This is a genomic window from Daejeonella sp. H1SJ63, assembly GCF_029360775.1.
GTDB lineage: Bacteria > Bacteroidota > Bacteroidia > Sphingobacteriales > Sphingobacteriaceae > Daejeonella.
This window is the reverse complement of record NZ_JARKMZ010000002.1, coordinates 61,017-75,173: the sequence shown is the minus strand read 5'-3', so window position 1 is coordinate 75,173 and position 14,157 is coordinate 61,017. Positions and strand designations below refer to the sequence as shown.

The 14,157-nt window shown below is 41.1% G+C and carries 12 protein-coding genes; 8 read left to right on the top strand and 4 right to left on the bottom strand.

The features are described from left to right. Positions 1–87 precede the first annotated feature (87 nt). Genes P2W72_RS01215 through P2W72_RS01195 form a run of 5 tightly spaced genes read left to right on the top strand, consistent with a single transcriptional unit; the run spans position 88 to position 5,210 of the window. Complete coding sequence (locus tag P2W72_RS01215; RefSeq protein WP_276359032.1) at positions 88–2,796, top strand: TonB-dependent receptor plug domain-containing protein; 2,709 nt, start codon at positions 88–90, stop codon at positions 2,794–2,796. Positions 2,797–2,799: 3 nt separating this feature from the next. Further along, positions 2,800–3,573 carry an enoyl-CoA hydratase/isomerase family protein gene (locus P2W72_RS01210; protein WP_276359031.1) on the top strand — a complete coding sequence of 258 codons (774 nt, stop codon included), beginning with the start codon at positions 2,800–2,802 and terminating at the stop codon, positions 3,571–3,573. Between the two features lies 1 nt (position 3,574). Then, on the top strand, positions 3,575–4,471 hold the full coding sequence (locus P2W72_RS01205) for an SDR family oxidoreductase (RefSeq protein WP_276359030.1): 897 nt from the start codon (positions 3,575–3,577) through the stop codon (positions 4,469–4,471). A gap of 16 nt (positions 4,472–4,487) precedes the next feature. Next, the gene (locus tag P2W72_RS01200; RefSeq protein ID WP_276359029.1) at positions 4,488–4,886 is read left to right on the top strand and encodes a RidA family protein; all 399 of its coding nucleotides are present in this window, start codon (positions 4,488–4,490) and stop codon (positions 4,884–4,886) included. Between the two features lie 42 nt (positions 4,887–4,928). Continuing rightward, the gene (locus P2W72_RS01195) at positions 4,929–5,210 is read left to right on the top strand and encodes an ATP-dependent Clp protease adaptor ClpS (RefSeq protein WP_276359028.1); all 282 of its coding nucleotides are present in this window, start codon (positions 4,929–4,931) and stop codon (positions 5,208–5,210) included. Between the two features lie 6 nt (positions 5,211–5,216). Here the strand turns inward: P2W72_RS01195 and P2W72_RS01190 are convergent, their stop codons facing one another. Continuing rightward, positions 5,217–6,155 (bottom strand): type IX secretion system membrane protein PorP/SprF, encoded by a 939-nt coding sequence (locus tag P2W72_RS01190; protein ID WP_276359027.1) that lies wholly within the window; start codon positions 6,153–6,155, stop codon positions 5,217–5,219. A 227-nt stretch (positions 6,156–6,382) separates the two neighbouring features. Here P2W72_RS01190 and P2W72_RS01185 point away from each other — a divergent pair, with 227 nt between their 5' ends. Further along, the gene (locus P2W72_RS01185) at positions 6,383–7,138 is read left to right on the top strand and encodes an ElyC/SanA/YdcF family protein (RefSeq protein ID WP_276359026.1); all 756 of its coding nucleotides are present in this window, start codon (positions 6,383–6,385) and stop codon (positions 7,136–7,138) included. 9 nt (positions 7,139–7,147) lie between these two features. On the opposite strand, the gene P2W72_RS01180 is transcribed toward P2W72_RS01185, so the two are convergent. After that, positions 7,148–8,272 (bottom strand): carbohydrate-binding family 9-like protein, encoded by a 1,125-nt coding sequence (locus P2W72_RS01180; RefSeq protein ID WP_276359025.1) that lies wholly within the window; start codon positions 8,270–8,272, stop codon positions 7,148–7,150. Positions 8,273–8,442: 170 nt separating this feature from the next. Between P2W72_RS01180 and P2W72_RS01175 the strand changes: the two genes are divergently transcribed. Further along, on the top strand, positions 8,443–9,996 hold the full coding sequence (locus P2W72_RS01175; RefSeq protein WP_276359024.1) for a M20/M25/M40 family metallo-hydrolase: 1,554 nt from the start codon (positions 8,443–8,445) through the stop codon (positions 9,994–9,996). A 123-nt stretch (positions 9,997–10,119) separates the two neighbouring features. Here P2W72_RS01175 and P2W72_RS01170 read toward each other — a convergent pair whose 3' ends face one another. Together P2W72_RS01170 and P2W72_RS01165 are read right to left on the bottom strand one after the other, a co-directional pair. Beyond that, complete coding sequence (locus P2W72_RS01170) at positions 10,120–12,315, bottom strand: radical SAM protein (protein WP_276359023.1); 2,196 nt, start codon at positions 12,313–12,315, stop codon at positions 10,120–10,122. 37 nt (positions 12,316–12,352) lie between these two features. Continuing rightward, positions 12,353–13,114: a DUF2490 domain-containing protein gene (locus tag P2W72_RS01165; protein ID WP_276359022.1), complete on the bottom strand. Its 762-nt coding sequence runs from the start codon at positions 13,112–13,114 to the stop codon at positions 12,353–12,355. 150 nt (positions 13,115–13,264) lie between these two features. Here P2W72_RS01165 and P2W72_RS01160 point away from each other — a divergent pair, with 150 nt between their 5' ends. After that, a complete protein-coding gene (locus tag P2W72_RS01160; protein ID WP_276359021.1) occupies positions 13,265–14,107 on the top strand; it encodes a S1-like domain-containing RNA-binding protein in 843 nt (280 codons plus the stop codon). Positions 14,108–14,157 lie beyond the last annotated feature (50 nt).

Below are 14,157 nucleotides of genomic sequence, written 5' to 3'. Positions count from 1 at the left end.
TGAGGCTTAGTATTTTGTACTGGCTGAGTGAGAAGATCAGGGGTAAAGCTATAGATCCCTCTCAAGCACTGCTCTTATTAACTAACCATGAAAAAGAGTTTTTTATTTATATTGTTTGTCTTTGCTTCGATGCTGGTAACCGGATTCATCAGAGATGATGAACCCCTGAAAAAGATCCTTCGGCAGATTGAAAAATACAGACTGGGATATCCTCAGGAAAAAGTTCATCTTCATCTCGACAAGCCCTACTATGCAATCGGAGATAATATCTGGTTTAAAGCTTATGTAGTTAATGCTGAGAAAAATGAATTATCCAACCTGAGTAAAGTTCTTTACGTTGAGCTGATCAATGATAAAGACTCCGTCAAAAAATCGCTTAAAATACCGCTCAATATGGGTTTGTGCTCTGGCGATTTTAACCTGACAGATTCCCTTCGTGAAGGCAATTACCGAATCAGAGCCTATACTACCTGGATGAGAAATTTTGGTGAAGAATATTTCTTCGACAAGACAATCAGCATTGGCAATTCCATATCTAACACAGTACTCACACAGGTTGATTATTCCTACAGTAAAGAACCAAGGGGCCAGAAGGTTACTGCGGTGATAAATTATACCGATATGGCCGGAGAACCATTGGCCGGAAAAGAGGTAAACTATCAGATTGAACTTGATTTCAGAAGCATCCTGAAGGGAAAAGGGCTTACCGATGCAAAAGGAAATCTGCAGATCACTTTCGTAAATAATCAGCCATTTGTTTTGAAATCTGGCAGGATCATGACCACTATCCGTCTGGATGAGAAAAAAGTCCTCAGCAAAAACTTCCCTGTAAAATCGACCTCCAGCGAATCAGATATTCAGTTTTTTCCTGAAAGCGGTGATCTTGTCAACGGAATTAGTACGCAAGTTGCCTTCAAAGCTGTAAGATCAGATGGTCTGGGTATTGCCATTAGCGGATACATCAGCAATCAGAATAATGAACGCCTGGCTGAATTCAAGTCAGAGCACGCGGGTATGGGGGCTTTCAATCTGCGTCCGAACGGGAATGACATCTACACTGCAACCGTTCGCTTTGAAGATGGATCTGAAAAAACTTTTAAATTACCGCGAATTAAATCACAGGGTTATGTTTTAAGTGCCGATAACTCCAACCCTGCTGAACTTAAGATCAGAGTTTCCACTTCTGTATCTGCCAGAGAAGAGGATGAACTTACACTGGTAGCTCAAACCAACGGACAGGTGCATTTTGTTTCCAGAAATAAACTTGTATCCAAAACCTTCAATGCAAGTATCCCAAAATCCCGATTCCCAACCGGCATTCTTCAGCTTACCTTATTTTCTCCTCAAAATGAGCCTGTTGCTGAACGCCTGGTTTTTATAAACCACTCAGATTTTCTGCAGATCGGTATTGCAAGTGATAAAGCAGAGTATAAAAAACGTGAAAAAACAAAGCTTGAATTTAATGTCGGCAGCCCTGAAGGAATAGCAACAACAGGAAGCTTATCAGTAGCTGTTATTGATGAAAGTAAAGTTCCTTCAGATGAAGAATCGGAAACTACGATCATTTCAAATCTTTTGCTCAGTTCTGATCTGAAAGGCTTTATTGAAAGACCAAATTACTATTTTACAGATATTGATCAGAACAAAGTCAGGCAGCTCGACCATCTGATGCTTACACAGGGCTGGAGGCGCTTTGAATGGAAAAATATGATGGCAGATTCTTACCCTGCCCTGATTTATCGTCCTGAAACCAATATGCAGATCAGTGGTAAGGTAATTGCATTAAGCGGCAAACCGGTTGCAGGCGGTAAAGTAACCCTGTTCTCATCGTCGGGTAATGTTTTCCTGATCGATACCCTTACCAATGCAAATGGAGAATTCGTATTTGACAACCTTTACTTTAATGACAGTACCAAGTTCATTGTACAGGCAAGAAATGAGCGCGACAAGAAAAATGTAGAGATCCGGCTTGACAGGATTCCCCCGCAGCTGGTTACAAAAAACAAAAATGAAGCAATGCTGGAGGTAAATGTCAATAAATCTATCCTGCCCTATCTCAAAAACAGCCGTACACAATATGACGAACTCAGAAAATATGGTCTGATCAGCCGTAATATCATGCTGGATGAGGTTAAAATAGTAGAGAAAAAACAGGAAGTTAAAAATTCATCTAACCTGAATGGTGCCGGCAGAGCCGATGCCGTGATTACTTCTGCGCAGCTCGAGAACTGTTATGACATTGCCATTTGCATACAGGGCAGAGTACCCGGTATTATCGTAATGAACGGCATGGTTTATTCAATGCGCAGTATGAACTCACTGACGGGTCCGGTACCTATGCAGTTGGTTATTGATGGATCATACATGGATCCTACTTTCCTCTCAGCTATAAATCCAAGGGATGTGGAAAGCATTGAAGTACTGAAAAGCGGATCAATGACCGGCATTTACGGGATGAGAGGATCTGGCGGTGTTCTGGTCATTAATACCAAACGCGGGGAAGTAAACAAAGATTACAGGAGCTTTGCACCCGGGATAGTCAGCTTTAATCCGCAGGGATTTTTTAAAGGGCGTGAGTTCTATGCTCCGAACTATGCAGATCAGGCGATTAACCCTGCCATACCGGATTTACGCACAACCATTTACTGGAATCCGAATGTGCTCAGCGATTCTACAGGCAGGGCGAATGTTGAATTCTATAATGCTGATGGAACAGGAAATTATAAAGTTGTGGTAGAAGGCATCAATATTCAGGGAAATATAGGCAGACAGATTTACAGATATAGTGTTAAATAAGAAATGAATACAATCAAAGTCAGAATTAAGGATAAAATAGCAGTGCTCTCGTTAGACCGTGGCCGATCGAATGCTATAAACTCAGAAATGATTTCAGAGCTTTCACGTACAATCAGAAATGTTGAAAATGATGATTCTATTGCCGGACTTATCCTGACAGGAAAGGATGGTTTTTTTTCTGCCGGGCTTGACCTGATTGAGCTATACGATTATGATGAAGATCAGATCAGAACTTTCTGGCTGGATTTTCTGACTTTAGTGACCGAACTGGCCTCCTTTAAAAAGCCGTTAATTGCAGCAATCAGCGGCCACAGCCCGGCGGGAGGGTGCGTTTTAGCGATTTGCTGCGATTACCGGATCATGACTGAAGGCAAATTCATAATTGGTTTGAATGAGGTTCCTGTGGGCATCATCGTACCTGCAAATATTTTCCATTTATATGCTTTCTGGCTGGGAACAGCCAATGCCTCCCGATTTTTACTGGAAGGCAAATTAATGAGCACAACCGAGGCCCTTCAATTCGGATTAGTAGATGAAGTGGTTAATCCTGAAAGCATATTACATGCTGCAGAACGAAAGATGCTGACATACATACAACTCGAAAAAAACACCTGGCAGCAGAGTAAAATGAATATCCGGCATGAACTTTTGAAAAAAGTCAGCGCCGACCCAACTGAAATGCTGAACCATATGCTTGAACAATGGTGGTCGCCTTCAACACGCTCCATACTAAAAACGATTATTCAAAACCTTCAGCAAAAATCTAAATCTGCCTGATATGTATAATCAACCCATGTTAAGAGATCATGCCCTGCAGGGCAAAACCATCATTGTAACTGGTGGCGGAACCGGACTGGGAAGAGCCATGAGTACCTATTTTCTTAAACTGGGTGCCAATGTGGTAATTACAAGCCGGAAAATCAATGTGCTCACACAAACGGCTCAGGAAATGGAATCTGAAGCGCTTTCTGCGGATAAAAATAATCATGCAAAAGTTCTGGCTGTGCAGTGCGATGTACGCAAACCTGAGGAAGTAGATGAAGTTCTGAAACAAACTCTGGAAACATTTGGTCAGGTTAATGGCCTCCTGAATAATGCCGCTGGAAATTTCATCTCACCTACTGAACGTTTGTCTGCCAACGCATTTTCAACCATCATTGATATTGTATTGAAAGGCAGTGCCAATTGTACTATGGCAGTTGGGAAACACTGGATAAAGGAAAAACAAGCCGGAACAGTCTTAAATATTATAACCACCTACGCATTTACAGGTTCGGGATATGTTGTTCCATCTGCATGTGCAAAAGGCGGAGTACTTGCCATGACCCGCTCACTCGCCGCGGAATGGGGCAAATATGGAATCAGAAATAATGCTATTGCACCCGGTCCTTTTCCTACAAAAGGGGCATGGGACAGATTGCTTCCGGGGGAAATGGCAAAGAAATTTGATTTCAAAAATCGCGTACCGCTAAAACGTGTTGGCGAGCATCAGGAACTGGCAAATCTTGCGGCATTTCTGATGTCTGATTTCTCATCCTATATCAATGGAGAAGTGATTACTATTGATGGTGGGGAGTGGCTTCAGGGTGCCGGACAGTTCAATGGATTGGAAGCTATCAGCCCTGAAATGTGGGACATGCTCGAAATGATGACCAGATCAGCTAAAGGAAGCTGATTAAATTCTAAATACCATGGAAAAACGTATTAATATCGCTTCGGGATCTGTCTGGGAGGATCGGGTTGGCTATAGCCGTGCAGTAAGGGTTGGGAAACAGGTCGAAGTTTCAGGAACAACATCCGTTGAAGGTGATACCCTGATCGGCAAAAACGATCTTTATGAACAGACCATGTTCATCTTACAGAAAATAGAGCGATCACTGCATCAGGCCGGGGCATCTATCAAAGATGTGGTCAGAACCAGAATGTATGTAACTGATATCAGTCAGTGGGAAGAGGCAGGCAAAGCACATGCTGAGTTTTTCAGAGATATTAAGCCGGCAACAAGCATGGTGGAGGTGAGCAAACTGATCCATCCCGATTTACTGATTGAAATAGAAGCCACCGCAATCATCAGCAATAATCATATTTAATAATTCATTACATAATCTGTATCCATTCTGTATTTTTGCAGGATGGGAACACAGGTACAGGAAGAGACACTCACTCTCGAAGAAGTCTTATCCGCTTTGAAAGTAAATCATCGTCTGATCTTATGGAATGATGACACCAATACCTTCGAACATGTTATCCATTGCCTTATCAAATATCTGGATTATACAGAGAAGCAGGCAGAACGTATTGCATGGACTGTACACAACGACGGGAAATGTATTATTCTTGAAGGTTCTTACACCGAAGTTGAAGTATACCGAAAAATTCTACAGCAGGAAGGTTTGACTGTCAGCGTTGAATAAAACTACTTAAAAATAACATTTAGGCAGGGTGCTTGACTTTCCTCTGTTACTTAAACGAAAGTTCAATACAATCTCGTGCGAGCCTTTTTCTACTGCAGCAAGTCTTGATGTAGTAAAGTCGTAGGAATATCCCAGCTGAATGTTCGGAGTAACCTGCATTTCTGCAAGCAGATCAAGCGAATCCATTGAACGCAAAGAAGCACCGATCCAGATAGTTTCCTTAAATAGGAAATTAGCATTCAAATCAATCTGCATCGGAGAGCCGTTCACATATTTAATCAACACATTAGGCTTAAATTTGATATCATCAGACAGATCTGTCAGATATCCTCCCTGCAAAATATAATGTGGCTTATAGGAAGCGGAAGTGGAAGACGCATTTTCTAAGTCGCGGTAATAAAAATAGGGAGATGAAAACCCTGCATAAAACTGCTTGGAAAAAAACATCATACCGAAACCAAGGTTCATTCTCATAGAATTCTGATCCGCAAATACAGGATCCTGAGCGGCAGAGGCACTTCCGGACTGGCTATACATCCCCACATATTTACTTAAACCTCCGCTTAAGCCCAGTGCGAAATAAGTATTATCACCAACCTCAACCCGGTGAGCCAGGGTACCTGAAGCACCGTTCTCGGTAATTACCTCACCGATCTGATCTCTCATAAAAATAAAGCCTGCAGATGTATTAGACTCCTTAATCGGACTATGGACAGAAAAGGTTTGGGTATTGGGTGCTCCTTCAAATCCAACCCATTGCTTTCTGGCTAATGCGGTAATATTCAGTGCATCGTCAACAGAAGAATATGCGGGGTTGATCACAAGTCCGTTAAACATATACTGACTAAACATTGCCTTTTGCTGGGCAAAAGACCGGTTTGATCCCAGAATTATCTGCAGTCCTGCTAGAACGAGAAAAATATAACTCTGAAGGATGCTTTTCATGATATGCTTATCAGTCCATTTATTTAGAAATGGCTAAATATCCTGGCAGCTTTTTTCTTTGATTTAAACTGACCAGAACTTCACTCAAGTACTGTCTACGCTTCTAATCTCAATTTGTTTCATTTCAAATACCTACGCATCGATAGTGAATTTGGTTTCTTCCTGATTATTATAATTTAATTGACTTAATTTGGATAACTATATGCCTTTAGATCAACACAGATTATATGTTTTTCATCCTTTCAAAGCTTCTGGATTTCCTGATATCGCCAACAGTTTTACTACTTTTATTATCAATTACTGCTCTTCTGGTAAAAAAGCAGGCAACCCGAAAAAAAATTATTGCCGCTTTTGCGGGACTGCTGCTATTCTTTACCAATCCACTTATTATCAATCAGTTATATGGAATTTGGGAGATTAGAAACCGAACGGAGGCTCAAAAGACCTATGATGCAGGAATCATCCTCAGCGGGTTTATGGGAAAAGATGATATCTATAACACTCTTAGCTTTGGAACGGGAGCAGACAGATTGACTGAGGGACTGATGCTCTATAAAAAGGGTCGGATCAAGAAGATTATCATTAGCGGTGGAAGCGGCAGTCTGATCGATGATACCAGAGAATCTGCTCTGGCAAAGGATTTTCTGGTGAGATATTGTGCCGTGCCGGATTCAGCAGTACTAATTGACAGCATATCCAGAAATACTTACGAAAACGCTGTTGAAAGTAAAAAAATTGTAGAATCTGAAGGAATAAAGAGCTCGGTCATGATCACTTCTGCATGGCATATGAGAAGAGCGCAAGCCTGCTTTAAAAAAGTGGGATTGAATGTTGCAGTACATCCTATCGATGGGATGTACAGGGAACAAAGCTATAACCCGGCAAACACGATAATTCCTGATACTGAAAATATCAACCGCTGGGAAGTATTATTGCATGAAATAGCCGGTATATTGGTCTATAAATTAAAGGGATATAACTAAATACACGCACTACTTTCCATTCAGTATATGCTGAACAAGTCCCTCGTCATTCACACTGTAAACATGCTCATCACTGCTGATATAAACCATAAACTGTCTGCTGGTGGCTTCCATCCATAGTTTATTTTGTTTACCATTTATGTTAAAGCTTAAATCTTTAACCCCTAATTTACTCAGATCAGATGCGTAGGTCTGATGCTTCTGTAAATAATCCTTCTGCAGGTAATAGATATGCCAAATGTATTTCTTTTGTTCCTCACTGTATGGAATGATAAATGAATTTAAATGATCACCTGAGCTTTGTTTGCTAAAATGAAGATAGGCCCATCTTTCAGGAAAATGCATATTTATCACCCCCTGTGGCGACCAAACCCAGTTATGCTCAGGCAAATTCCTGCCATCGGGACCTTTCTTTTTTACATACTTATCGTCTTTAATTTCCGTATCCCATTCCACACGCGAAAAATTAATTCTCCAGAAATCACCATCAGCCGGAACTTTCGGTGAATTAGCTATGCTTACAGCCCAGAACGGAATGAATATTTCAACAGTCCAGCCTTTATCGGTATCTGAAGGATTATTTAATGTCCCCTGAATATCTACTGCCCATTTCATGCCCGGAGCATTATAAGGAATCATTGCACCGCTGCCATTACGGTATGGCTTTGACATAAAAAGGTCAAACATGGTATTCAATGCATTTACTTCATACTCATAATATCGATGCGTATCATTATCCGGATCTATGAAGACTTCGAAATCATTATCATGAAAAACGATATCATCATAATTCTTCAATGTTCCCCATATATGAGGTTCAAGAAGCTCGGCAGCAATATAAAGTCCCTGGTCATTCCATGTCATCTTTGCCCGGGTATTCCAGGTTGGAACAGGCCTTTTATTCCCTTCTATATCCTTAAAATGTTCTGTCCAGCCAACATTCTTCCAGACAGTATCGTCCAGCTTTCCATCAACAAGCGGGGCATCTTTGGTATAAAAGGCGGTATATTTCCGGGGAGTTGACAATAATTCTTCTTTACCGGCAAATCGGGATTGAGCATTTGAATTATTCAATACGCATAAAGAAACTATACTGCAAAATAATATTGAATAAAGCCTTTTGGGTGTTTTCATCAGATCATGTTTAACAGGTTTGAAAATTAAGAAGAATATCCGGGTGCATGATAAGCCTGAAAGATAACGTGAAAATTCCTGACAAACCACTAAGCTTCAGACTGTTCATTTTCAATCAATTTAATATCTTCGTAACCCGAAATCTTTTATACATCAAATATTTCAATTTAATGAGAAAATCTATACTTCTGTTATCGGCTTCCATATTGTTTTCAGGAAGTTTAACATTTGGCCAAAACAAAGAGGCTGTAGTTGAAAAAATCATCAAAGAGGCTACCGAAAACTCACAATTAAAAAAACTGGCACATGAGCTTACCGATGGTATCGGTCCGAGGCTTGTAGGTACCCCACAAATGAAAAAGGCTCATGACTGGGCAGTTGAAAAATACGAAAGCTGGGGTATACCGGCTAAAAATGAAAAATGGGGAGAATGGCGCGGATGGGAAAGGGGTATCACTCATATTGATATGGTGCACCCACGTACAGAGTCGCTGGAAGGAATGCAGCTAGCCTGGAGTCCATCAACCCATGGAAAAACAATTACTGCTGAAACAATCATTCTGGCTGATGCAGCCGATTCAATCGCCTTTCAGAACTGGTTACCAAATGTAAAGGGTAAGTTCGTTATGATCTCTATGCAGCAGCCAACAGGAAGAGATGACAGAAACTGGGAAGAGTTTGCCACCAAAGAATCTCTTGAGAAAATGAAGGCCGAGCGTACTGCAGCTACAAATGCATGGCGTAAGCGTATCAGCAAAACCGGACTAACTCCAAAAACACTGGCAATCGCTATTGAAGAAGCAGGAGCGGCCGGCATTATAGCTTCCAACTGGTCGGCAGGATTTGGTGTAAATAAAATTTTCGGTGCCCAAACTACAAAGATTCCAACTATTGATATTGCTCTGGAAGATTACGGAATGCTTTACCGTCTAACTGAATCAGGCATTAACCCTCAGATCAGCCTTCGCGCAGATTCCAAACAACTGGGAATGGTACCAACTTTCAATACCATTGCAGAAATTAAGGGAGCTGAAAAGCCTGAAGAATATGTCATGCTATCTGCACATTTTGATTCATGGGATGGAGGAACCGGTGCTACTGATAATGCTACCGGAACAATCACTATGCTTGAAGCCATGAGGATCCTGAAAAAAGTTTACCCAAGTCCAAAAAGAACTATTCTGGTTGGTCACTGGGGTAACGAAGAGCAGGGACTAAACGGCTCAAGAGCATTTGTTGAAGATCATCCTGAAATTGTAAGAAATATTCAGGCCCTTTTCAATCAGGATAACGGAACCGGCAGAGTGATCGACATTTCAGGACAAGGGTTTTTACATGCCTACAGCTATATTAACAGATGGTTACAGCCGGTGCCGGCAGAAATAAGATCAGAGATAAAACATAATTTTCCCGGCACTCCCGGAAACGGAGGTTCTGATTATGCATCCTTTGTTGCAGCCGGAGTACCTGCATTTTCATTGAGTTCATTAAACTGGGCTTACGGAACGTATACCTGGCATACCAACCGCGATACTTATGATAAGATCGTATTTGATGATGTACAGAAAAATGCCATCCTGACCGCAATTATGGCATATATGGCAAGTGAAGATCCAACTCCTGCATCACGCGAAAAAAGTATTTTGCCAATCAATCCGGATACCGGATCGCCAATATCATGGCCTGTAAAACGCGGCCCAAACCGTAAAGGGGGTGTAAATTAAAAACAGATCAAACCCTGAAAACAGGCTGGCATAATTTTCACTCTGCCGGCCTGTTTTTTTTGATACTATTTAAGAAAAACGTGTTTAATGGCTTGGAGGAAGACTTAGCCCCCGGGGTATATATTAAAGTACCAGCAAATTATTCTGCCTTAAAGTATTTATAGCCTTAGCATACCAGAAAGGCTCAAAATCCTCTCCCAAAGAGTTTTCAAAATCTTCCCTGACCCTGCGATAGGTCATCAGCTCCTTATTTTCCGGACTTGCATTCTGCAAAACCTTTATCAGCCAATTGGCTTGTTCTTCGCTCATCTGCACACTGAAATTTCCTTTCTTATCATAAAACTTCAGTTCCGATACCTGCCATTGTCTGCCTTTTTTGTTTTTTGTAAAGCTGCTGAGTTCAGGCTGGGTACCTAACCAAACTATTTTCGCATCCGGTTTGATTATGAATGAATCATCTTTCATCAGTGAGCGTTCAATAAATTGCGGATCAACCTTCGTCTTCGGTACTTTATGCTCAAACCATTCCTGAAGAGGGTAATCAAAACAGATGCCATGCATGTAATTAAACAGGGATTTCTTCAGTCCATAGCTGAATAATTCATGATCAGCGCCGCTTTTATCAAGATGAACCAGATCGTTATTAGCGAAAGTTCCAATGGTACTGCAAGCTCTTTGGACATTAAACTTTTCAGGGTACATCCCAACCGGACTATGTGCAGTCATCGCAAACTGATGCCAGAATGCCGACTGCAGTACACCCGCTTCAAACATCTGCCTGACCATCTCCAATGAATCAATAGTCTCCTGAGCAGTCTGTGTTGGGAAGCCATACATCAGATAAGCATGAACCATGATACCGGCCTCTGTAAAATGATGACATACTCTTGCAACCTGCTCAACAGTAACACCTTTCTGAATCAGTTCAAGTAAGCGGTCTGATGCAACCTCAAGTCCGCCGGAAATAGCGATACATCCTGATGCCTTAAGCAGCATACAGAGATCTTTCGTAAAGCTCTTCTCAAACCTGATATTGGTCCACCAGGTAACTGTCATTTTTCGTCTGATGATCTCGAGTGCCAGAGATCGCATCAAGGCAGGTGGTGCCGCCTCATCAACAAAATGGAACCCCCGCTGTCCGGTTTGTTCGATCAGTTGCTCCATCCGGTCGCAAAGTAATCCGGCCGCAATAGGTTCATAAACCTTTATATAGTCAAGTGAAATATCGCAAAATGTACATTTCCCCCAGTAGCAGCCATGTGCCATGGTTAGTTTGTTCCATCTGCCATCGCTCCACATTCGATGCATAGGATTGGCTACCTCAATAACTGAGATATACCGTTCGAGCGGAAGATCGCTGTAATCGGGAGTTCCGGTTTCGAATTGTTTATAATCAGCTGAAGTACTTCCATTGCAGTAAGTCACAGCCCCTTCAATCAGGGCAAATGTTCGTTTCAGCTCCTTCAGATTCCGCTTTCCGTCCAGATACTCGCATAGATGTTCAATCGGAGCTTCCCCGTCATCCAAACATATAAAGTCAAGGAACTCAAATACACGTGCATCTGAAACAGAACGCAGCTCTGTATTGGGGAAGCCCCCTCCCATTACAATTTTAATTTCCGGATAATGTTTCTTCAGCCATTGAGCAATACGAAATCCGGCGTACAAATTTCCCGGAAATGGCACAGATAAAGAAAGCAATTCGGGCTTAATCTTCTCAATTTTACTTTTCAGTATTCTGATCAAAAGCTTGTCGGTAAAGGTCAGATCAAGCTTCAGTGCCTCATATATTTCATCAAAGCTTGATGCTGAACGTCCCAGTCTCTCTGCATATCTGCTAAAGCCAAAATTAGGGTCGATGCATTCCACAATAAGGTCAGAAATATCTTCCAGATAAAGTGTTGCCAGATGCTTCGCTTTATCCTGGGTACCCATAGTTCCAAATGCCCAGTCCAGCTCTTCAAGCTGCGCGAAGCGCGATGCTTCAGGTAAAAAATCATCCTGACAGATAAGGTGGGACAAAGTTGGATTATGCCCTTGTAAAAAAGATATTACCGCATCTATGGTATTGATATAGTGCTCTTTTAAAGCAATTATCCGCTTTGCATTTTCAGAAAAAGTATCGGAACAGCCTATCTGCCCGAACAAGTTGTTAAGCCCGCTTGCAGAAAAAAGCTCAAGAATGACCTCTATACCAAGATCTGCCTGACAGGCTGAAATGTTTCTGGTATTCAGAAAGCCCTTTAAATATGCCGTAGCAGGGTATGGCGTATTTAACTGAGTAAATGGAGGGGTTATTAAAAATACCTTCTTTGCCAAATCATGAATGTTAAACCGGTAATAAATTGCGGGAGCACTAGTGATATAATTTTACACTATGACTGATCGCTAAACTTGCAATATTACGATTTAAATATTCTAACCGGGAAATAGAAATACGTTGCTGATAGAGATTGATATACCCCACTTCAACAGTCAGATTTTTTAGCAGCTGATAATTAAGTCCGGCATAAAAACGATTCTGGTCAAAAGTATTATGTGCCATTCCCTTCCCTGCATTAACAAAGATCCCATCACTCAGTTTAAAATAAAGATCATGATGCTTTGACTCCCTCAATTTATAATTAAGCGAAAGCAAATAAGATATACGTTCTACAAACCTGGTGCCGCTTAGCAGTGAATCGCCCAAGCGTTTTTTGATAAATCGCTCCTCCATTCTGATGCGATGCCCCAGCTCAAGAGATCTTAAATCATGGCTGTATTTAAAATCATGATTAAGCCTGATTTCGGGCACTTTAAATGATTTTGACAAGCCCTGATCGATGGGAGTATTCAGATAATAGGCAAATCCGTTTGCAAAAGTAAAATCCTTAAAGGCCTCAAAACTGATCTGAGATTTTACGAACATTTGAGACTGCCTGTATGGATCAAAACTGATACGCTCCTGAATCTCGGCACTTAATGACAATTTGGGAGAGAATTCAAAGTCTGATGAATAACCCACAACAGCCATTTTCTGTTTAATAACAGTTTTAGTCAGATCCTGACCCTCAGCGTGGAAGGAATACAGACCCATAAACAAAAAAACAAGCAGTAATCTTCCGAATCTCAGGGACATATATAAAAATTGGACGAAAATAAATAAAGAGTATTGAAAATGAGCAGGATCTCAAATAATAACAAAATATTTACCAACAGGATACCCGAAATTGATCAGGTACCAATAGAATCCTGTTTAGTATCTTTGCATGACATAGAGTACATAAACATGATAGAGATCGGAAAATTCAATGAATTAAGGTTTATTAAAAAGACTGAAAACGGTCTCATTCTTACTGATGGGGAGAGGGAAGTTCAGCTTCCATATGTATATGCTCCTGAGGGTGCAGAAATTGGCGACAACCTACATGTTTTTGTCTATATACACAGTGATGGTCGTTTAATGGCTACCACAGAAACACCTCTTGCTCAGGTTGATGAATTTGCCTATCTGGAAGTTGTTGACGAGAATGAAAACGGGGTTTTTATGGATATGGGGATCGGCAAAGATGTATTTGTTCCAAGCCGCGAGCAGAAGCGTCCGATGAAGATTGGTCAGAAATATGTAGTTTACCTTTATAATGATGAAAAAACTGAACGCATAACCGCTTCCTCACTTTTAAGTGATTTTGTAGATCAGGATGCTCATGATCTGGAAGAGGGGGATGAGGTGAGACTTCTGATAACTGAGGAAAGCGATCTGGGATACAGCGCAATCATCAATCAGCAGTTCATGGGCTTGCTCTACCGGAATGAGGTGTTTGAAGACCTGAAACCGGGCGACAAAAGGAGAGGTTTCGTCAAAAAGATAAGGGAAGGCAACAAGATAGATCTGAGTTTACAGGTTATCGGATTCAGACATATTCTGGATCTTAAAGATGTTCTTCTGGCAAAGCTGGAAGAAAATAAGGGGTCCATTTTACTTGGAGATAAAAGTTCTCCCGAAGACATCTATAATCAACTTAAAATCAGCAAAAAAGCTTTCAAAAAGGCTGCAGGAAGCCTTTATAAAGAGCGGTTGATTGAAGTTTCTGACCATGAAATCAAGCTGGCGCCAAAAGCAAAATCATGATCTTCGATTTTTTTGAATTTTAAACTGAATTAACTATATTCATAAAACAA

What these genes read in the sequence shown, in the direction of transcription:
- P2W72_RS01215 (WP_276359032.1), top strand. Translation starts at nt 88, where the DNA reads ATGAAAAAGAGTTTTTTATTTATATTGTTTGTCTTTGCTTCGATGCTG.
- P2W72_RS01210 (WP_276359031.1), top strand. Translation starts at nt 2,800, where the DNA reads ATGAATACAATCAAAGTCAGAATTAAGGATAAAATAGCAGTGCTCTCG.
- P2W72_RS01205 (WP_276359030.1), top strand. Translation starts at nt 3,575, where the DNA reads ATGTATAATCAACCCATGTTAAGAGATCATGCCCTGCAGGGCAAAACC.
- P2W72_RS01200 (WP_276359029.1), top strand. Translation starts at nt 4,488, where the DNA reads ATGGAAAAACGTATTAATATCGCTTCGGGATCTGTCTGGGAGGATCGG.
- P2W72_RS01195 (WP_276359028.1), top strand. Translation starts at nt 4,929, where the DNA reads ATGGGAACACAGGTACAGGAAGAGACACTCACTCTCGAAGAAGTCTTA.
- P2W72_RS01190 (WP_276359027.1), bottom strand. Translation starts at nt 6,155, where the DNA reads ATGAAAAGCATCCTTCAGAGTTATATTTTTCTCGTTCTAGCAGGACTG.
- P2W72_RS01185 (WP_276359026.1), top strand. Translation starts at nt 6,383, where the DNA reads ATGTTTTTCATCCTTTCAAAGCTTCTGGATTTCCTGATATCGCCAACA.
- P2W72_RS01180 (WP_276359025.1), bottom strand. Translation starts at nt 8,272, where the DNA reads ATGAAAACACCCAAAAGGCTTTATTCAATATTATTTTGCAGTATAGTT.
- P2W72_RS01175 (WP_276359024.1), top strand. Translation starts at nt 8,443, where the DNA reads ATGAGAAAATCTATACTTCTGTTATCGGCTTCCATATTGTTTTCAGGA.
- P2W72_RS01165 (WP_276359022.1), bottom strand. Translation starts at nt 13,114, where the DNA reads ATGTCCCTGAGATTCGGAAGATTACTGCTTGTTTTTTTGTTTATGGGT.
- P2W72_RS01160 (WP_276359021.1), top strand. Translation starts at nt 13,265, where the DNA reads ATGATAGAGATCGGAAAATTCAATGAATTAAGGTTTATTAAAAAGACT.